At 62.5% G+C, this 19,508-nt stretch carries 12 protein-coding genes; 1 reads left to right on the top strand and 11 read right to left on the bottom strand.

The annotated features are described in order from the left end of the window. Positions 1–11: 11 nt before the first annotated feature. The 9 genes from H6650_13385 to H6650_13425 all read right to left on the bottom strand — a co-directional run bounded on the left by H6650_13385 (position 12) and on the right by H6650_13425 (position 9,672). Positions 12–2,648, bottom strand: coding sequence for a baseplate J/gp47 family protein (locus H6650_13385; protein ID MCB8952995.1), 2,637 nt, complete (start codon positions 2,646–2,648; stop codon positions 12–14). Between the two features lie 50 nt (positions 2,649–2,698). Continuing rightward, positions 2,699–3,124 (bottom strand): GPW/gp25 family protein, encoded by a 426-nt coding sequence (locus H6650_13390; protein ID MCB8952996.1) that lies wholly within the window; start codon positions 3,122–3,124, stop codon positions 2,699–2,701. After that, entirely contained in the window at positions 3,121–3,459 is a 339-nt protein-coding gene (locus H6650_13395) for a hypothetical protein (protein MCB8952997.1), read from the bottom strand. Before H6650_13395 ends, H6650_13390 begins: the two co-directional genes overlap by 4 nt. 17 nt (positions 3,460–3,476) lie before the next feature. Then, positions 3,477–5,003 (bottom strand): type IV secretion protein Rhs, encoded by a 1,527-nt coding sequence (locus H6650_13400; protein MCB8952998.1) that lies wholly within the window; start codon positions 5,001–5,003, stop codon positions 3,477–3,479. Continuing rightward, entirely contained in the window at positions 5,000–5,791 is a 792-nt protein-coding gene (locus tag H6650_13405; GenBank protein ID MCB8952999.1) for a hypothetical protein, read from the bottom strand. Before H6650_13405 ends, H6650_13400 begins: the two co-directional genes overlap by 4 nt. Positions 5,792–5,814: 23 nt before the next feature. Beyond that, the gene (locus H6650_13410) at positions 5,815–7,020 is read right to left on the bottom strand and encodes a hypothetical protein (GenBank protein MCB8953000.1); all 1,206 of its coding nucleotides are present in this window, start codon (positions 7,018–7,020) and stop codon (positions 5,815–5,817) included. Between the two features lie 199 nt (positions 7,021–7,219). Beyond that, entirely contained in the window at positions 7,220–7,675 is a 456-nt protein-coding gene (locus H6650_13415) for a phage tail protein (GenBank protein MCB8953001.1), read from the bottom strand. Continuing rightward, positions 7,675–8,868, bottom strand: a complete 1,194-nt coding sequence (locus tag H6650_13420; protein MCB8953002.1) for a phage tail sheath family protein — start codon at positions 8,866–8,868, stop codon at positions 7,675–7,677. The genes H6650_13415 and H6650_13420 overlap by 1 nt, the downstream gene beginning before the upstream one ends. 132 nt (positions 8,869–9,000) lie before the next feature. Continuing rightward, positions 9,001–9,672 (bottom strand): DUF4255 domain-containing protein, encoded by a 672-nt coding sequence (locus H6650_13425; protein ID MCB8953003.1) that lies wholly within the window; start codon positions 9,670–9,672, stop codon positions 9,001–9,003. A gap of 684 nt (positions 9,673–10,356) precedes the next feature. Here H6650_13425 and H6650_13430 point away from each other — a divergent pair. Beyond that, a complete protein-coding gene (locus H6650_13430) occupies positions 10,357–12,333 on the top strand; it encodes a hypothetical protein (GenBank protein MCB8953004.1) in 1,977 nt (658 codons plus the stop codon). Between the two features lie 235 nt (positions 12,334–12,568). On the opposite strand, the gene H6650_13435 is transcribed toward H6650_13430, so the two are convergent. After that, positions 12,569–15,679, bottom strand: a complete 3,111-nt coding sequence (locus tag H6650_13435; protein MCB8953005.1) for a proprotein convertase P-domain-containing protein — start codon at positions 15,677–15,679, stop codon at positions 12,569–12,571. 554 nt (positions 15,680–16,233) lie between these two features. After that, positions 16,234–19,362, bottom strand: a complete 3,129-nt coding sequence (locus tag H6650_13440) for a proprotein convertase P-domain-containing protein (protein ID MCB8953006.1) — start codon at positions 19,360–19,362, stop codon at positions 16,234–16,236. Positions 19,363–19,508: the final 146 nt, after the last annotated feature.

Consider the following 19,508-nt stretch of genomic DNA (forward strand, 5'->3'; position numbering starts at 1 on the left):
CTTCCGTTTCCCTATCCTGGTTGCGTCGCCGCCGCCGTCGTAGACGCCGTCGGCGACGCCTCGTCTTCACGCAAGACGGTCACTTGATGCCCGTCAGAAACAAAAAGCCAGGTGTCCGGCAGCGTGACCTTCTCGATGAACTCCTTCGTAGAGGAAGCCGTGTAGCTGACTCCGCTATCCGACGTGCGATGCACACCCTCAATGCCGCCGGCCATGACCAGGCTGTTGGTGACGTCGGGTGCAGCGGCAACGGCGTCCACCGGATGAAAGCGACCAGGGTCGCGCAAAGGCAGGCCACAGGTGACCAGGGGGGCCTGCCAGGCTGGCTTTTCCTGGCCCAGGTCCAGCTTCAACACGCCGGTGCGGTGACTGGCGGCAAAAACCACGTTGCGGTGGAAGGCTAACCCTTTGCAGCTGCCGCCCTGCCAGGCAAGGCCAAAACTTTGCCATCCTTCAGGGGGGTCTTGCAGGCCGCGCAATTCCCAGCGGTAGCAACCGGTGCCGTTGCTGCCCTCCAGCGCATTCGTGCCGGCCCAAAGGTAGGCGCGCACACCTTCGTCCTGGATTTCCAGGACGCGGGTGTCTTCGGTTGCCGGCATATTCATTCCCTTTTTGCGGAAACTGCCGGGCAGCCCCCCATTAACAGAAAGGAAAATCCCATCCTGGCTTTCCGCGGCCACGGCGACCGTAACCACTCCACGTACATCGGTATGCGTGGCAACCGCGTAAAAGCCGCGCTCCTGCGGTAACTGCGGATCGACCAGGACTTGAATCGGCGCGGTTCCTGGTTCTACCGCAATCTCATACAGACCTCTACTGGTCGCCAAAAACAGCACCGGCACTTCATCCCGCATAATCCAGTCCAACCCATTAACCGTGAACGCCAGCGGGAAGGAAGCCCGCCACGTTTCGCCGCAGTCGGTGGAAACATGCACTTGCGAACCCACCATGTCCATTCGCTGTGAGATGACGGCTATCAGGCCCGCCCGTCCCTTGTGCGCCCGCACCGCCGTTACCGGACCGTCGAAGCGGCCAATCACTTCCCACCCCTCGCCGTCGTTGAGTGAACGGAAGAGAGTGGTATCGCTGCCGGCATACCAGGTGCGCGGCTGAAAATAATCCACGCCCAATCCCTTTACCCGTGCCTCCGGCACTTCGGCCACCAGCAAGCGCACCCGATCCACCCAGCGCACGCCCCGCTCCGCCAGGGCGATATCGTAGACGTGAGACGCGCGCAGCGCCTGCCCAAAAGGCCAGCCGGTCGAGTTAAAGGGGGTCGTTACCGGGGTAATTGTCTGGTTTAGGCGCTGCACAATGCGTTGCTGCACCGCCTCCAGGTCTTCCTCCGGCTGCACGACGACGGTCGCGTTCACCTGCACCTTTTTATAGCGGGTCCAACTGACGACGCAGGTTGTGCCCAACGGGCGGCGTTCGTCCAGCACTTTTTCGATTTGTTCCCGCGCCGCCTCCGTTTCCCGCGCCTGCAACATATCCAACGTCACCCGTTCAAGCTCTTCTTCCGGAATAGCGGGGACCAGCAGCACTTCGACGTGTCCCGGAGGGGCGTGCCGCCACAAGGCCGCCCGCGTGAATGCCCTGGCGCGCTCCACGGCGCGGCCACTGTGGTTACGGGCGATTAATTCAAAATCCTTCGCCGTCACCGCCCGTTGGAGCGAGTGGAGTTCTTGCGGGCCGCGCAAGAGCGCGTTTTCCAGCGTTTCGCCCGGCTTGCCGCCGGTGGCTCGCTCCCGGTTGGTGACGCTGACGCCGGGGATGGGGTCTTTAAGCACGGTGAGCCGGTCGGCGGCGACGTTGCCGGCATTTCCCCCGCCACGCCGATACCAGACCCGAATCTCCCGCCCAACTGCCGGCACAGCGGCCAACATTTCCGCCGTCTCCGCCAGCTTGTCATCCGCCTGGCGCATACGAACCGCCGGCGCGAAGGTAATCAGACCACTGTTGCGGTCTACAACATAGATGTGGTCATCCTCACCCGGATTCGTAAAATGGGATTCCTTTCGCCACTGCCATATGCGGTATGTTTTGCCGGCATATTCTCGCGCCGGAATACGTTCATCCAACTCCTCCGGTCGCAGTTCCACCGCCACAATCAGGTCCGCCGGATCCCCGGTGGAAGCAATGAGCGGCGGGCGACGCAATTGCACATACTGCCCCCCCAGACCATTACCGCGCCCGGCCAGCTCCGCCTCCACTTCATCACAATGGTAAGCGCCGACGGTCACTTCCGTCGCCCCGGCGGGGATTTCCGCGGCCTTTGCCGTCACAAAAACAGGCGGCTCCGCGCCGCCGCCGACGCGCCCCACGGTCACCCGCGTGCCACGAGGAATGGGTAGCGGCTGCGCGGTCGCCCGTGCGCGGGAAAAGGTCAGTTCCACATACGCCGCCGCCGGGGGTTGCAAAGTCACCCCCAGTAGACGCAGAAACTCCACGTACGCCTTTTCCGGCAGACGGTTGAGGCGATACAGCATCACCTCGGTCAGGTGGGCGAAAAGCTCCAGCAGCACAATGCCCGGATCGCTGGGCGACAGGTCTGTCCAACCAATATCCTTCTGCCGCACCAGCCGCAGCGCATCCGCCTTGAGTTGATCAAAGGTACGGTCATCTAAATTAGGTGATTTCAGCGACATGATTTATTCCAATCCTGTAACCATTCCAGTTAACGCACCCCGTCACCCTTTCATACTTCCCCGGTGAGGCGCAGCGAGAATTGCAGCGTGTCGATTCGCCGCGTAACGCGCACGCGGTAGGTGAGGATCACGTCCAGCAGTTCTGCGTACGCGGGGTTGCGGTTGGCATCCAGGCGCAAAATGTCGATGCGTGGCTCCCAACGTTCCAGCGCGCGGCGAACGTAATGGATGGCCAGGCCGGCGGTGGTGTCGTCGTTGGGCGAGAAAACGAGACGATAAAGGTCGCAGCCGTAGGTGGGGCGCATAATGCGCTCACCAGGACGAGTTGAAAGGAGCAGCAGGATCGCCTGGCGCACCGAGGCTTCTTCGGCGACCATTTCGATGCCCCCGGTGGGAGAGAGTTGAATGCCGGCATAAGCCTCCGGCACGTCCAAATCAGGATGTAAGAATCGCCAGGCGCGATAACGTTGGTTCATTGTTGTTCCACCCAGTCCTGTCCCGGTTCCCGCACAAAATAGTAAACCGTCCCCGGCGGCGTGCCATTCGTCTTGCCCTTCACCGTATCCAGGCACACCCGCCGCCCTTCAATCGTGATAAAGGGCGAATACCCTTCCTCCACCCGCCGCGTCTTCGTACACGGCTTGATCGTCGGCCCCACGTTGGGGCAGCCATCGATCCCCCGTTCCTCCGGGTCCGTCTCCACCAGCACCAGCCGCCCCTCAATCGTCACAAACGACTGCGTCGGCTTGATGTCCACATTGCCCAAAACGTGCGCACAAATCAGTTTCGCGTCTTCCGTTAACCAGTTCATGACAAATGGATGCGCCTTCAGCGCTGGCGGAAATCAATCGCTTTGCTCTCAATCACAATCGACTTACCGGGTGCGCTGATCTCCAGGTCCGCCGTCGCATATAACTTCACTTTGCCCGGCGCCATCTCCACGAAGCTGCCGCTGCTGTCTTCCACGCGCAGCGTCTTCGCCTGGTCGTCTAGCCGAATGATGTGCCCGCCCACCGTGCGCAGGCTGTACCGCTTCACGTCGTCCCCTTCCACACCGCTGTCGTAGGGGGCAAAGGGGCCATAAATCCCGCCCACGACGACGCCCTGGGCCGGGTCCTGATGCGTAAACAGCACCAGCACGTTGTCGTCCACGTCCGGCAGGGCGACCAGCCCTTTATGCACGCCCGCCGCCGGGCTGACCACTTGCAGCCATTCGCTTTCCACGTTGTTGTACGTGGGAAAAGCCACGCGCACGCGGCCAAATCCGTCCGGGTCGGCCACGGATGTGACCACGCCCAGGGCGGCGATGGCGCTGTGCGGGCGCGGCGGCGGCGGCGGCGGCGCGGTGGCGATTTCGGAGACGAAGCCCAGGCGGGCGTCCACGACGTGGTCCACGCGGGTGAGGACATAATGACCGGTGAGGGCCTCATCCACGCCACTGACTGCTATGGGCGTCCCCGGTTGCAGCGCCGGATTGCCCCGCGCCACGCCCCATAACGTGACTTCGGCGGCGGTGCGGCGGTCCAGTTCCGCCTGCGCCAGGGCGTCTGCGTGTTCTGAATCAACGGTGTTTTCGTCCACTAACTGGGGCGCGCCATCTCCGTTGACGGCGGCGGGGGCGACCTGTGAGGCCACGTCTCGCCCGGAGCGGGCCGCCGTTGCCTGCCCGGAGAATGTCTCCATCGGTAGGGGACTCCAGCCCATGGTGGATACGGAGCGGGCGGCCTGGTCGCCATTCAGGGAGATTTGCGCTTCCAGCAGTGACGCGCCCAGGGTCAGCGATTGGGCCGCGCCCAGGCCATCCAGCGTCAGCAGGTGCAGCACCTCGTCGCGGACGACAAAATAGAAACCGCAGCGGGCCATCACCTGCGCCAGCAGGTCAAAATTGGATTGCCGGTGCTGCACAATGCGCGGGAACATGGGGCCAGCCGCCTCCGCTTCGACGCGCAGCCCGGCGGGGGCCGCCAGTTCCGCCGCCAGTTCGCGCGCGTTCACCTGTACATGGGCGCGCACGGCGTGCTGTTTGCGCAGGATGTGCAGCGCGTCGTAGCCGCGCACGCGCATCTCGCGCCCGCCGCTGGGGAGGTAGACGTATTCAATGGCCGTGATCTGGCCGACGAAGAGGGGTGTCGCTTCTGTTTCTACCAGCAGCCGTAGACGCGCGCCGGGAGATAGCTGCTCGCCGATGGTGAGGGGGCCGGGGGGATCGCTGAAGGTGAGTTCGCAGAGGGTGGGCAGCGACAGGCGCTGCTGCACGCGCACGGCCGTGAGCGCCGTCAGGGGACTGCCGCGCTCTCCGCTGAGGGGGCGGTCGTTGACGAGGAGGGTGAGGCGGGGAAGGGAGATGGCGCTCATGGTTTGGGGGACCGTTGCCGGAGGATGGCGGTGGGGACGTTGATGAGCGTGCCCGCGGCGAGGCGTAGGGGGTCAATGATGCCGTTGAACCAGGCGAGCCAGCGCCATTGGGCGGGGTCGTCCAGATAGACGTAGGCGAGGTAGGGCAGGTTTTCGCCGGTGGTTCCTTCTCCGGTCAATTCGTGGACGGCGGCGATGTCGTTGATGCCGGCAATTTCCCCAGGAACCGCGTCCGCCAGATCGCCGAGCAGCGCCGTGGCGGCGGCGGCGTCCGCGGCATCCGGCGCGTTGATGAGGTCGGTCGTGGTGAGGTCTACGGCGGCGGCTTCCGGTTCCGTGACGCGGATGAAGCGCATGCGCAGCCAGGAGCGTTGTGGCTCACCGGCGGCGGTGAAATTCTCGAAGCGTTCGGCGACGCTGGCGACGACGCCAAGGATGTTCCATGATTTGCCCCAGACGAAGCGGGCCAGGGGGGGGCGGTTGGTTCCGGGGGCGTCCGGGGTGTTTTCCGCCAGCCGCCAGAGGGGGGCGGTGAGGTCGCGCACGTCGCTGGTTTGCAGGGTGGTGCCGGCAATATGCACGTCAAAGAGCAAGTCGAGTTGTAGTTCGGTGCGCCCGCCGCCGGTGAAGAGCAGGGGGTCGTCGCTGAGGCTGGACCCGGTGAGGCTGCCATTGACGGATTGCTGGGGGCGAATGCCGGCATTTCGCCGCACCACCAGGCTCTCCGGATTTAGCATACAGCTCAACCGTTCGCCCGATTCCTCGATTAAAAACGCTACTCGTTCCATACGCTACCAACCTTGTTAGCCATTCATCCATTCATGATTCCCAACTGTTCCTCATCCAACCGACGCCGTTGCTTTCGCGCTCGCTCCGCCGGCGCAGACGTGGGCACATGGTCCAATTGCTCCAGGGGCAGCAGCGACGGCCACCGCTCTGCTTCGGTTGTGGCAAATGCCGGCACGGACGACGGTTCCTCTTCCGATAATTTCGCATAGTCAGGAGAGACGACCGTAGGGACGACAGAAGGGGCGGCAGAAGCAGATAACTTCGCGTAGTCAGCAAAAGAAGACGAGGAAGACAAAGGAGGATAAATTCCCGGAACAGTCTCCGCCACGGTGGGGGGCGTGGGCGTGGAGCGGGACGGGTAGGCGGGACGCGCGGTGGGCGCGGTGGCCGTTCGTGGCGCGGGCGGAGGTGGCGGCGCAAGATGCTCCGGTTGTGGAGGCGCGGGAGAGGGGTAGGTCGCGGGTGGGGGCGGGGGTGATGCCGGCATGGCCGTCGGCGCAAAATTCGGCCTGGGCGCGGGCGGCAACGGCGAGGCGGCGTAAACAGCCCCAGGCACGGGACGTAAGGCGGGCAGTGGGGCGAAGCGCGGTGCGGGCGCGGGTTGTGGCGACGCAGGGGGGGCAATGGTGAGCGCGGGCGTGCCAGATGGCGGCGCGGGGCGCGTCGTCTGGAGCGAGGTTTCTCCCCTGGTCGCGGCGGGCGCGGCGTAGACCGGTTCCGGCGGTGCGTCGGGCGGGGGCGGCGGGTCGTGGGGGGCGGGCGGCGGCGAGACGAGTTGATGCGGCGCGCGCGTGGGGCGGAGGCGCATGGGCGCGCGGGCGGGCGGACCGTAAACGAGCGCGTCGGGTGTTGGCGGAGAAGTCGCCGGGGCAAACGGCGCGGGGGGCGTTGGGGGGGTGGATGCCGTGGGGACGTAGGCCGGGGGACCGGGCGGCGGCGCGGGCGGGCGCGTGGGGGTGGTGTCTGGCGCGGCCACGGCGGTCACGGCGGCGTCGGCTGGGGGGGCATCCGCATCCGTCCCCACCCATTGCAGGGGAATCTGGCTCTGCTGCAGCAGGGCCAGCCAGTGCGCGGGCGGGCGCGGCTGCCGCCAGAAGTCGGGTGACAGTTGTGGCGGCGCGTCTGTTGCCCGTGGGGCCTTGTCGTCGGGGATCAGCCGCCGACCCAGACGTACCAGTCCTCTGCCCACTGCCTCGGTCAGGCGGCGGTACCAGTTTGGTTCATTCATCGTTTCTATTTACGACCATCTTCCCGGAAGTGGTTCCGCGGCTAAGGGCTGGTGCTGAAATAAGACTCGAATTGCAGCATCAGTTTGAAGGAGCGGGACGGAAACGTAACGGCCAGGCCAGATTGGACCAATTTTCTCTGGTGAAATTGGTCCAATCTCCGGTTGGGCCTGAGATCGCGCTTCTGGGAAAGTTCGCGGATCAGCCGCGCTCCAGGCGGTTGAAGGCCAGGTGAACGGATTCGATGGCCACGGTACGGGCGAGGGCGTCCAGGGGCGCGCCGCGCCACTCGTACGGCCAGGCGTCCAGCAGGTTCCAGCGCATGACTTCTTGCACACCGGCGCTGTCTAGCATGATGATGGAGACGTTTTTGCGTTCGGCCTGCCCTTCGACGGAGCGGAGGAACCAGTCCCACAGTTCGCGGGAGACGGTGACGCCGTAGCGCAGGGTGACGAAGGCGTAGTCTACGGGACCGGGGAGGGTGTGGACGATCTGGCTTTGCCCGGCTTCGCGGTATTTGATGACTTCTACTTTGGCGCCGAGGCCGCTGCATTCGGTGAAGTGCCCGGCGGTGATGCCGTCAATTTCCAGTTTGAAGTTATAGGAGCGGTAGGGTTCGACAAAGGTTCCTGGTTGAGCGCCTGTTTCCTCGGGCATTAGCGGCCTCCTTCAGTTTCGGTTTCCGTACCGCCTTCGTATTGGCTGATACGGAAGACGATAAATTCCGCGGGTTTGACGGGGGCGATGCCGATGAGGGTGGTGACAATGCCGGCATCGATATTCTCGCGTGGGTTGGTTTCCTCATCACACTTGACAAAAAATGCTTCGTCGGGCGTGCGTCCCATTAACGCTCCATCGCGCCAGACGCGGGTGAGGAAGGCGTTGATGTCGCGCCGGATAGATTTCCACAGCGTCTGGTCGTTTGGCTCGAAGACGATCCAGCGGGTGCTGGTGGCGATGGACTCTTCGATCATGTTGAACAGGCGGCGCACGTTCAGGTAGCGCCATTCGCTGCTGCCGTCGTCCACGGTGCGCGCGCCCCAGACGGTGACGCCTTGTTGCGGGAGGAAGTGGATGACGTTGATGCCGGCAGGATTGAGGACTGCCCGCTCATCTCGTGTGAGAATGTGGGTGACATTGAGCGCGCCGCGTACGATTTCGTTGGCGGGCGCTTTATGGACTCCTCGGGTGGCGTCGCTGCGTGCCCAAATGCCGGCAACGTACCCCGAAGGGGGTGTGCTGATCTGGCGCGATGGCGCGAACGCATCCCGCACCACCAGCCAGGGATAGTAGGCCGCGCCGTATCCCCCTTTCGACTGGCGCGGGCGGCGACCTTTTCCTGCCGCGGCTCCCTCCGCCGTCGGCGCAGCCACCTGCGTCAGGTCGGCCACGTCTTCCACCATTGCCGGACTATCCAGCACCGCCACCCGATCCTTCATCTCTTCGCAATGCGAGAGCAGCGCGTCATAGGAATCGGCATCCGTATAGCCAGGGGCGGCCACAATGGCCACCTCATCGACCTGCGCCAACAAATCGAGTCCCGCCCGTTTTTTGGCCGCGCCCACAATCGGCTTGTCCTTCTCCACGGCGACGACATAGCAGCGCGACCCCCCGTTCAGGAAAAAGCCATACACCGCTTGCGATAAATGTGTGCTGTCCGGGTTGTCGTTGCCGGCAAATGTACGCACAAACTCCGTCCAGTTGTTGATGGGAATGGCTCTATCTCGCGGCGCTTTCGGGTCGGGGGCCACGCCCACAAAAGCTGCCGTGCTGGTCCCCACCGCCTGGATTGGGCGTGCCCCGCTGGGAACCTCCTTAACGTAAATGCCTGGCGCGTTATAGATCATGATTATTCTCCTTACGAAAACACCCTTGTAGGACGAGTCTCGAACTCGTCCATGCCTTCAAAAAAGGGACGTGGAAAAACGCGAATAAAACAGGGATTAGCGCGTTGTACGTTTGTCGTTGACTGTTTCCCGTTTTCACGGGAGTTCCATGCGAATGATACAGGGCTGCCCGTCCGCGGCCGGGCCGGTGATGATTTGGGTCTGGCGTCTTTTGGCTTTGACGAGGAGGCGGAGGGGGAGATTTGCCGGCACTGCCGCGAACCGAAACCGCCCCTGACCATCCGTAATCGCCGTCAAATTCAACGCCGCGCACTCCACACGCGCTCCCACGATAGGCACATCTTCCGGCCCCAACACCTGCCCCACAAACGCCACGCTCGGCCCCGCCCGCAACACCAGCGGCTGTGTCACATAGCGCACATCCGGGTCGGGGCGCGGCTTCCGTACCAACACGCGCAGCACAAACGCCGGACGCGGCAACATCCGCAGCGCCAGCCACATCTCCGGCACCGGCGGCGTCAAGTCCACCTCCATCTCCGCGTTATCCAGCGCCGCCAGCGTTAAATCGCCCAGCAGTTGATGCGCCGTTTCCGGCTCATCGCTCCAGGTTGTCACCAGATAGTGCAGCGTGAATTGCAGCGGGGTCACGTGTGAAGTGCTGGCCGGCGGCGTGCTGGACAATTGCAGCAAGTAAAGCGAGACGCCGCTTCCCTCTTCCTGATCCCGTGGCGCGGCCAGGGATATGGTCACGTCACCGACGACGTTTCCAATCCATTCTATTAGCCGTCTGTCAATCTCGGGGATCATAGGTTCCGCTTTTGGGGCTAAAATGAAAAGGGAAATGTGAGGTGTATGATCCGTTGCTGGCTGCCGATGGAACTGGCTATTGGATACACCAGAACACGGCGGAGAAAACGCATCACACCTGGAACCTCTTGTAGCAGGGGCAGAAGGTATGAATATAGTTTACTCGATCCCGTCAAATCTCGTCAATACAGCAGTTTACAGCGGGTGCGTGGAACTTTTGTTGATAACCCATAAGCCCATTGCCTCTCACAGAAATTCGGGGAACACAAGTTGTTTCCGCCCGAGTCGAGGGCGTCGCCTCGGCGCTGCGCGCCTGGCGACGCCAGAAAAACCCCGTAAATTTCCCCGCGCGGGGCGCAAAGCGCCCTGGCGCGGAACAGTATTCGCCCCACAAAAATGACGGTGTCAACAAAAACCCCGCGCACCCGTTTACAGCGGGTGCGTGGCGTGCTTATTGACGGCGCGCCATCCGGTTATTCCCAAGATTGGTTCATTCTCCAAGAATGAACCAATCTGAAAAGCGCGGGGCAGACGCGCGGCGCCGGTAGCCGAATGGGAGAGAGAGAGAGTAAAATAGGCTGGTGCGACTCGTCATGAGTCGCACCGGATTCCGCGCGTTTCCCGCAAAAAAGACAGCTCATCAGCGTAGCCGCGCGTCGCCAGCAGGTGCGCCGTTTTCATACCATGCGCAAGAAATTTAGGACATTCTCTCTCCGGTTCGCCACCGTTATGGCCATTGCTGGCAGCACATTATGGTACGTCGTGGCCCTCATCCAGGATCGACCATCCTGGCTGCGCGGCGTATCCTGGCAGTGGGGGCGCTTTACCCCCACCCTCACGGGAACGCGGCTGGCGCTGCTGCTGGGCCTGGCCGTCATCTGGCTGTTGGCGCTGGCCTGGGTCACGCGCCGACGCGCCACCTGGAGCCGCCGCCAGATCGGGCTTCTGCTCCTCTGGTCCATCCTCTTTACGCCCACCGCGCAGCTTGTGATCGCCGCGCAGCACCGCGTACAGCCCCTCTCCGTGGCCTTCCTCACCACCACGTTGCCCAAGCTGGGCTTTTTCTACGATGGCGTGCGCATAAGCGACCCCAATACCTACATCCGCGAGCATGTGGAGAACATGCCCACTTACCTGGGCGTGCATCAACGCACGCAGCCATTCGGCTGGTCGCTGGCGTTTTGGGCGGCCTGGCGCGTTTGGGAGCGGTTCCCCACAGTGGCGGATCGCGTGGGGCAGTGGCTGCTGCGCTACGACTGCACGGCGTACAATTTTCACGACATGTCGCGGGCGCAAATTGCCAGCGCCACCTTGCAAATGAGCCTGGTCTTTCTCAGCGGCCTGGGGGCGATCCCGCTCTTTGGGTTGGCGCGCCGCTTTTTTTCGCCCGCCGTGGCGCGGTTGGCACTGGTGGCCTATCCCCTCATCCCTGGCTTTCTCGTTTTTCAGGCTTACATTGACGTGCTCTATGCGCTGGTGACGCTGGTGGTGTTGTGGCTGGCGGTGGAAGCGTTGATGCGGCCGGGACGGCGGGCGTGGTGGCCCGCGGTAGGGTTGGGGGGCGTCATGGCGTTCATCTCCCTTTTCAGCATCGGCGTCCTCATCAACATCGTTTTCATCAATTTCTTCCTCATCCTCTACATTGCCTTGCGCCAGCCTACGTGGCCCGGCGTCCGCCGCTGGGTGGGCATCAACGCCGCCATGGGCGCGGCTCTCCTTGCGCTCTGGCTGGCGGTCTGGTTCATTTGGGGCGTTTCCGGTTTGGACATCCTGGCCGTCGGGCAGGGCATCCATGCGGACATTCGCATTACTTATCCCGTCTGGCTGCTCTTCAACCTGTACGATGCCGGCATTTTCATGGGACTGCCCTGGTTGCTGCTGGCACTCGGCGGCGGCGGCTGGTCCTTGTGGCGCGTTTTGCGGCGGCGGCATCAGGCGGGCGATGTGTGGCTCTTGGGATGGTCCCTGTTCCTGCTTCTGCTGAACGCTTCCGGGCAGGTGCGCGCGGAAACGGGTCGCCTGTGGCTGTTCCTGGCCGTGCCGGGGATGCTGGCGGGCGTGGCGACACTGGCGCGGATTGGCGGATGGCCGCCCATCTGTGAACCGGGGACGGGCTATCAGGCCCCTGACGCGGATATGCCGGCCGCGCCACGCCGCTGGGTGCTTTATCTGGTATTTGTGGTTTTTGGATTGCAGGCGGTCGTCACCGGCTGTTTTCTGTCTGGACCGCCTCGCGGCGCGGCTGCGCCCGAACGGCAGACACGCCTGCCCATGTCCAGTCTGCCGCTTGACTATCGCCTGGGAGATGGTATTGCGTTGCAGGGCTACAATGTGACGCGACAGGCGGACGCGGTGGACTTGACTCTTTACTGGCGTTCGTTGGGTTGGGTGTATGCGGATGAACTGGTGTTTGTGCATCTGCTGGACGGACGGAACCAGACGGTAAGCCAGCAAGATCGCCCGCCACAACTTCCTACCTGGTGCTGGACGCCGGGTGAAGTGGTGACGGACCATTATGTGTTGGGGGTGAATGCCGGCATTCAACACCCCCTACACCTGGAAATTGGCATGTACAGTTGGCCTGCCGGCACGCGCCTGCCGGTCACGCCCGCCGTATCCAATGACGCTATTGTGATTCCTTTGCCAGATACCACACCGTGATTTATGCCGGCAATCCATTTGTGGCTGTCCGCAATTAAGTTAGGGGAAATGTGCGGACAGCTTGTCAGTAACCATCCGTAAAAAGTGTGAAGTTATTTTCGAACGGTTACTTTGCACCGCTTCCCTCGGCATTAGGGCACAAAAAAAGGGACTGGCTCGCCAAAAGCCAGTCCCTTTTGTCATTCATGGGCTGCGCCCGGCTACCGGTCAGAGCAGCCGTGACGCGCAAGGGGCATTAGCGGACGATTTCCACCGCGTCCATGACTTCGCCGGCAAAGCCGTAGACCGAGCCGTCCCAATAGAGGCCAGGTCCGAAGTTGCAGGAAGTGGTGCTGCCCAACGTGATCGGATGGCAGACAAAGAGGTCCGCGCCATCGCCACTGACGCCGGTGACGGAGAAGACCCCAACGGTCGTCAGGTAGAGGTCGCCGTTGGTGCTGTCAATCCACAGGCCATTGGTATCTTCGCTGGAAGCGGTGTTGAGACCCACGTCGGAACCGTCGAAGTAGATGCTCCAGGTTCCTGCCGTATTGTCTCCCAGGCTGGTGGGCACAAAGCGCGCCAGGTCTTCATCCACGCCAGACGCGCCGGTGACGCTGTAGCTGCCGGTAAAGCTGACGATGAGACTGCCGTCAGATAGGACCTGCAGGGCGTCAATGTCCTCACTGCTGGTGGACAACCCGACGTCGGAGCCATCGAAGTACATGGAGAAGGTGCCGGCCGTGTTTGTCCCCAGCGATGTGGGAACGAACCGCACGATGTCGGAGTCATCCACGGCGACGCCGCTGAGGGTGGCCGTGCCATCAATGCTCAGGAGCAAGGAGCCATCGGACAGGAAAGCGAACGCATTGACATCGCCCGTGAGGCCGACATCAGAGCCATCAAAGACCATGGCCCAGGTGCCGCTGTTGGTGTCATAGCTGATGATGTCCTCGTCGTTGAAAGCAACGCCGCCAGCGTTTCCGTTCGTAGTGGAACTGACGTAGATCGTTTCACCGCCGCCAGGATTGGGTGTGGGGGTGGGAGGAATCGGGGTGGGTGTGGGGGGGACGGGGGTGTTGGTGGGTGTGGGCGGGACGCTGGTGGGGGTGGGGGTGGGACCGCCCGCGCCTTCGACGCAGACTTCCAGGCTCCAGCCGTTGAGGCTGCCGCCGTCGAGGTTGGCGTTGTCGTGGATGATCAGGGTCCAGGTGCCGCTGCTGTTTTGGCCGTCGAAGGCGGAGAGGGGGTTGCTGGGCTGGTAGGTTCCGCCATCGGTGGGGGGGCAGGGCCAGGAGCCGGGGGCGGCTTCGTCGTCGAGGCTGAGGTTGAAGTTGTCTTCGCTGCTGCAGGAGCGGGCCATGATTTGCACGGTTGTGCCGGCAGGACTCTGCAGATTGAAGTCCAGGTCATTGATCCAGGTATGGGTTCCGTTGAGGCCCAACACATTCACGTCGGCAATCGTGCCGCTGGCGGCCACGTTGACGATGGAGGTGACGGTGGGCGTGCCGGAGGAGGAAATTACCTTGGGTACGTCGGTGCTGGGGTAGGTGGTGCAGGAAATGGGGCCAGGGGTGGGCGTGGGTGGAATCGGCGTGGGGGAGGGGCCGGCGGTGGGGGTGGGCGTGGGGCCGACGCTGCAGGCGGACCAGGTGAAGGAGCCGACCCAGGTGGACCAGCGGGCGGTGGCCTGGTTGCGGGAGTATTCGCCCAGATACCAGAAGGTGATGCCGTCTGGGTCGAGGGCCAGGCCGGTGTAGTCGCCCCAGCGACGGGGGCTGGAGTCGTAGGCGGTGTAGTAGTCTTCGCCCGATTTCATGAGCGTTTCGCTCTTCAACTGGCCGAGGGGGTCGCCCGCCTCGCGTCCGGCGACGTAGATGCTGGGGTACATGGAGCTGCTCATCATGCTGTAGCCGACGAGCATGTCGCCGCAGGCGTTGACGCCGAGGTCGGGGAAGCTGCGATAAATGCCGGCACTGGAGAAGGTGCCCTGTTGCACCAGGCTGGGCGTGCCGCCGGCGATGTTGATTTCATACCAGCGCACGCAGTTGACCGTGCCGCCACCGGGGTTGCAGCCGATGGCGTGCGTGGCCCACAGTTTGCCGCCCCAGTATTCCACGTCCAGCAAGCGGTCGTCGTTGCCCTGCATCTGTCCCGAGGAGCCGAGTTGCGGCTGGCTGACGGGGAGGCTGTAGCTGTTGACGGTGACGGTTCCCGCCTGGGTGAAGGAGGGGGAGCCAAAGGGGTCGGTGAACTGCCAGACGGTGAGGGTGTTCTGGTTGTTGCCGTATTGGGCGTCGATGAAGTAGTGCGGTTCGTTGGGGTTGGTGGGCCAGCCGCCGGTGGCGTACCCTTTTATCTTGGCGGGCTGGATGGTGAAGTTGGCGGAACCGACGTTGATCTTCACGGAGTTGGCCGATTGGCCGTTGTACATGGCGTTCTTGTCGAAGGCGAAGATATGATTGCGGACGAAGGAAGCGCCGAACATGTTGGCGCCCAGGTAGAGGGCGTTTTGGCCGATGCCCAGGTGTGGGTAGTCGAAGAAGTAATCCGTGCCGCCGCCGGGGTTGCCATCGAAGGAGTAGAGCCACCAGTTGCCGGTGGCGCTGTCGGTCTGGGAGACGGCGATACAGGCGTAGCCGTTGTCGCCACCGTTGACGCCGGGGTCGTAGGCGGTGATGCCCATGACGTAGCGTCCGGCGGCTTCGTCGTAGCCGGACCAGGGGTCGAACATGACGACGCCGCTGCCGGTGCCGCAGTTGGACCCCCAGAAGCTGGCGTAGAGGGTGGGACCGACGAGGCTGACGCCGCTTTTGTTGAAGATTTGGAAGCTGGTGTTGACGCCGACGACGATGTGGTCACGCCCCACCATGATGTCTGGGTCGGGGGGGACGCCTTGTTGGGATTGGGTGTAGTCGATGGCTTTGAAGCCAACGCCGGGGTTGAGGGTTCCCTGAGGGGTGTTGATGTCGTAGTTCTGGACGGTTTTGTCCACGCCCTGACGCCGCGATTCTTCCACGAGGGCTTCGTAGACGGCTTCGCTGACGGGGCCTTCGTTCATTTCCAGGTCGGCTTCCCCTTGCAGATAAGCGTCGTAGAGGCGGTCCACTGTGGCGGGACCGCTGGGGACGTCCATCATGTTCACGACGGCCGCCGGGGCGACGGGGGCGCCTTTGATGATGGTGATGTCCTGGCTGGTATCGGTGGCGGCGACGGCGCCGCTGCCTTGCCGCCCTGGCGCGAGCGCCTGGATGGCATCCTGTCGGGTGACAGTTTCACGGGTTAGGGTGCTTGCGCGTAGGACCAGCCAAATGCCGGCACCTATGAACAAGAACAGTAACGCAAAACGCGATATCTTTCGAAGCATTGTCTCACCTGTTAGGTTGAAAAAGGATTTAGGTTGCGATGTGATCAAACAAGAAAAAGATTGATTGACCGCAAAAAGACGGCTGCGAATTACGTTGAAGGTGCCGGCATCTTTATATGGTACTTATAGGCGCTCCTATCAATTGTTTGGGGTCAATGACTATTCGGCTTCAGAGGTGTGTGTCCCAAGACATCTTCCCGGAAGCCCGATTTCAAGCCCAATGCGTCTCGTCATTCGAGTCATTGCCCATCAAAATAGCTTCCGGGAAAGTAACTATTCACGTCTCCGAGAGATTGGACCAATTTTGTAGACATCAATAAGATTCAACCAGAGCAAATTGGTCCAATCTGGGCAGATGACCTGTATAGTCACCCGGGAAAGTGGTCGTGAATAGTTACTTGGGTCGAATGTTTTACGGAGAGAGAAGAGGGCTGGCCTGGATAAGACCAGCCCCCTTTTTTCCATGCCCTCAAGCATATCGAACAATACCTGGGACAACAACTAGCTGCGCTTTTGGCGACACGATTTGATGGTCGTCATTAGTCTGATGACGGTCATCTGATGGTCATGGCATCTATGATCTCACCGCTGTAGCCGTTGGCCGAACCGTCCCAGTAGAGACCGGGGCCAAAGACGCAAGAAGTATTGCTGCCCAGCGAACCGGGCGCGCAGACGAAGATGTCCGCGCCATCACCGCTGACGCCCGTCACCGCAAACGCACCGGCGGTTGTCAAGTAGATGTCGCCATTGGCGTCAACCCAGACGCCATACACATCTTCACTGCTGTCAGTGAGACCAACATCGGAGCCGTCGAAGTAAAGGCTCCACGTACCGGACGTGTTCGCGCCCAGACCGGTGGGTGTGAACAACAACAAATCTTCATCCCGACCCGAGGCGCCGCTGACGCTAAAGCTGCCAGACGTGCTGACGATCAGGCTGCCATTGGCCTGCACGTATACGGCATCGACATCCTCGCCGCTGGTCGTCAGATCGACGTCGGACCCGTCGAAGTACATGGAGAAGGAGCCGGCGGTATTCGAGCCGAGCGAGGTGGGGGTGAACAGCAGGATGTCGGAATCGTCGGTGGAGATGCCGGCAATCGTCGCGGCCACATTGGGGCTGATGAGTAGAGAGCCGTCCGGCAGGAAGGCAAACGCATCTGCGTCCACGGTCATGCCAACGTCAGAGCCGTCAAAAACCATGGCCCACGTACCACTACCCGTATCGTAGCTAAGTATGTCTTCGTCAGCAAAGGAAACGCCGCCCGCGCTGCCATTGGTTGTGGAACTGACATAAATAATGTCGTTCCCGCCAGGATTGGGTGTGGGGGTGGGAGGAATCGGGGTGGGGGTGGGGGGGATGGGGGTGTTGGTGGCGGTAGGCGGCACGCCGGTGGCCGTAGGTGTGGGCGGGACGCTGGTGGGGGTGGGGGTGGGACCGCCCGCGCCTTCGACGCAGACTTCCAGGCTCCAGCCGTTGAGGCTGCCGCCGTCGAGGTTGGCGTTGTCGTGGATGATCAGGGTCCAGGTGCCGCTGCTGTTTTGGCCGTCGAAGGCGGAGAGGGGGTTGCTGGGCTGGTAGGTTCCGCCATCGGTGGGGGGGCAGGGCCAGGAGCCGGGGGCGGCTTCGTCGTCGAGGCTGAGGTTGAAGTTGTCTTCGCTGCTGCAGGAGCGGGCCATGATTTGCACGGTTGTGCCGGCAGGACTCTGCAGATTGAAGTCCAGGTCATTGATCCAGGTATGGGTTCCGTTGAGGCCCAACACATTCACGTCGGCAATCGTGCCGCTGGCGGCCACGTTGACGATGGAGGTGACGGTGGGCGTGCCGGAGGAGGAAATTACCTTGGGTACGTCGGTGCTGGGGTAGGTGGTGCAGGAAATGGGGCCAGGGGTGGGCGTGGGTGGAATCGGCGTGGGGGAGGGGCCGGCGGTGGGGGTGGGCGTGGGGCCGACGCTGCAGGCGGACCAGGTGAAGGAGCCGACCCAGGTGGACCAGCGGGCGGTGGCCTGGTTGCGGGAGTATTCGCCCAGATACCAGAAGGTGATGCCGTCTGGGTCGAGGGCCAGGCCGGTGTAGTCGCCCCAGCGACGGGGGCTGGAGTCGTAGGCGGTGTAGTAGTCTTCGCCCGATTTCATGAGCGTTTCGCTCTTCAACTGGCCGAGGGGGTCGCCCGCCTCGCGTCCGGCGACGTAGATGCTGGGGTACATGGAGCTGCTCATCATGCTGTAGCCGACGAGCATGTCGCCGCAGGCGTTGACGCCGAGGTCGGGGAAGCTGCGATAAATGCCGGCACTGGAGAAGGTGCCCTGTTGCACCAGGCTGGGCGTGCCGCCGGCGATGTTGATTTCATACCAGCGCACGCAGTTGACCGTGCCGCCACCGGGGTTGCAGCCGATGGCGTGCGTGGCCCACAGTTTGCCGCCCCAGTATTCCACGTCCAGCAAGCGGTCGTCGTTGCCCTGCATCTGTCCCGAGGAGCCGAGTTGCGGCTGGCTGACGGGGAGGCTGTAGCTGTTGACGGTGACGGTTCCCGCCTGGGTGAAGGAGGGGGAGCCAAAGGGGTCGGTGAACTGCCAGACGGTGAGGGTGTTCTGGTTGTTGCCGTATTGGGCGTCGATGAAGTAGTGCGGTTCGTTGGGGTTGGTGGGCCAGCCGCCGGTGGCGTACCCTTTTATCTTGGCGGGCTGGATGGTGAAGTTGGCGGAACCGACGTTGATCTTCACGGAGTTGGCCGATTGGCCGTTGTACATGGCGTTCTTGTCGAAGGCGAAGATATGATTGCGGACGAAGGAAGCGCCGAACATGTTGGCGCCCAGGTAGAGGGCGTTTTGGCCGATGCCCAGGTGTGGGTAGTCGAAGAAGTAATCCGTGCCGCCGCCGGGGTTGCCATCGAAGGAGTAGAGCCACCAGTTGCCGGTGGCGCTGTCGGTCTGGGAGACGGCGATACAGGCGTAGCCGTTGTCGCCACCGTTGACGCCGGGGTCGTAGGCGGTGATGCCCATGACGTAGCGTCCGGCGGCTTCGTCGTAGCCGGACCAGGGGTCGAACATGACGACGCCGCTGCCGGTGCCGCAGTTGGACCCCCAGAAGCTGGCGTAGAGGGTGGGACCGACGAGGCTGACGCCGCTTTTGTTGAAGATTTGGAAGCTGGTGTTGACGCCGACGACGATGTGGTCACGCCCCACCATGATGTCTGGGTCGGGGGGGACGCCTTGTTGGGATTGGGTGTAGTCGATGGCTTTGAAGCCAACGCCGGGGTTGAGGGTTCCCTGAGGGGTGTTGATGTCGTAGTTCTGGACGGTTTTGTCCACGCCCTGACGCCGCGATTCTTCCACGAGGGCTTCGTAGACGGCTTCGCTGACGGGGCCTTCGTTCATTTCCAGGTCGGCTTCCCCTTGCAGATAAGCGTCGTAGAGGCGGTCCACTGTGGCGGGACCGCTGGGGACGTCCATCATGTTCACGACGGCCGCCGGGGCGACGGGGGCGCCTTTGATGATGGTGATGTCCTGGCTGGTATCGGTGGCGGCGACGGCGCCGCTGCCTTGCCGCCCTGGCGCAAGCGCCTGGATGGCATCCTGTCGGGTGACAGTTTCACGGGTTAGGGTGCTTGCGCGTAGGACCAGCCAAATGCCGGCACCTATGAACAAGAACAGTAACGCAAAACGCGAAATCCTTCGAAACATTTTTACCGCCTGTTAGGTTATTAAGAATTCGGACGGACAACTTCTCTACGTGCTCTGGGGTCTGCCATCTGGTCAGGACTACGCCAGACGATCACCCGACGAGAAGCAGAGACACGGATAGTTGCTTATGGATTCCTCCTTTTACT

This window comes from Ardenticatenales bacterium (assembly GCA_020634515.1).
In the GTDB taxonomy this organism is placed as follows: Bacteria; Chloroflexota; Anaerolineae; order Promineifilales; family Promineifilaceae; genus JAGVTM01.

Bases quoted from the DNA above. Each gene is read 5' to 3' on its own strand.
- H6650_13385 (MCB8952995.1), bottom strand. From the start codon at position 2,648: ATGTCGCTGAAATCACCTAATTTAGATGACCGTACCTTTGATCAACTC.
- H6650_13390 (MCB8952996.1), bottom strand. From the start codon at position 3,124: ATGAACCAACGTTATCGCGCCTGGCGATTCTTACATCCTGATTTGGAC.
- H6650_13395 (MCB8952997.1), bottom strand. From the start codon at position 3,459: ATGAACTGGTTAACGGAAGACGCGAAACTGATTTGTGCGCACGTTTTG.
- H6650_13400 (MCB8952998.1), bottom strand. From the start codon at position 5,003: ATGAGCGCCATCTCCCTTCCCCGCCTCACCCTCCTCGTCAACGACCGC.
- H6650_13405 (MCB8952999.1), bottom strand. From the start codon at position 5,791: ATGGAACGAGTAGCGTTTTTAATCGAGGAATCGGGCGAACGGTTGAGC.
- H6650_13410 (MCB8953000.1), bottom strand. From the start codon at position 7,020: ATGAATGAACCAAACTGGTACCGCCGCCTGACCGAGGCAGTGGGCAGA.
- H6650_13415 (MCB8953001.1), bottom strand. From the start codon at position 7,675: ATGCCCGAGGAAACAGGCGCTCAACCAGGAACCTTTGTCGAACCCTAC.
- H6650_13425 (MCB8953003.1), bottom strand. From the start codon at position 9,672: ATGATCCCCGAGATTGACAGACGGCTAATAGAATGGATTGGAAACGTC.
- H6650_13430 (MCB8953004.1), top strand. From the start codon at position 10,357: ATGCGCAAGAAATTTAGGACATTCTCTCTCCGGTTCGCCACCGTTATG.
- H6650_13435 (MCB8953005.1), bottom strand. From the start codon at position 15,679: ATGCTTCGAAAGATATCGCGTTTTGCGTTACTGTTCTTGTTCATAGGT.
- H6650_13440 (MCB8953006.1), bottom strand. From the start codon at position 19,362: ATGTTTCGAAGGATTTCGCGTTTTGCGTTACTGTTCTTGTTCATAGGT.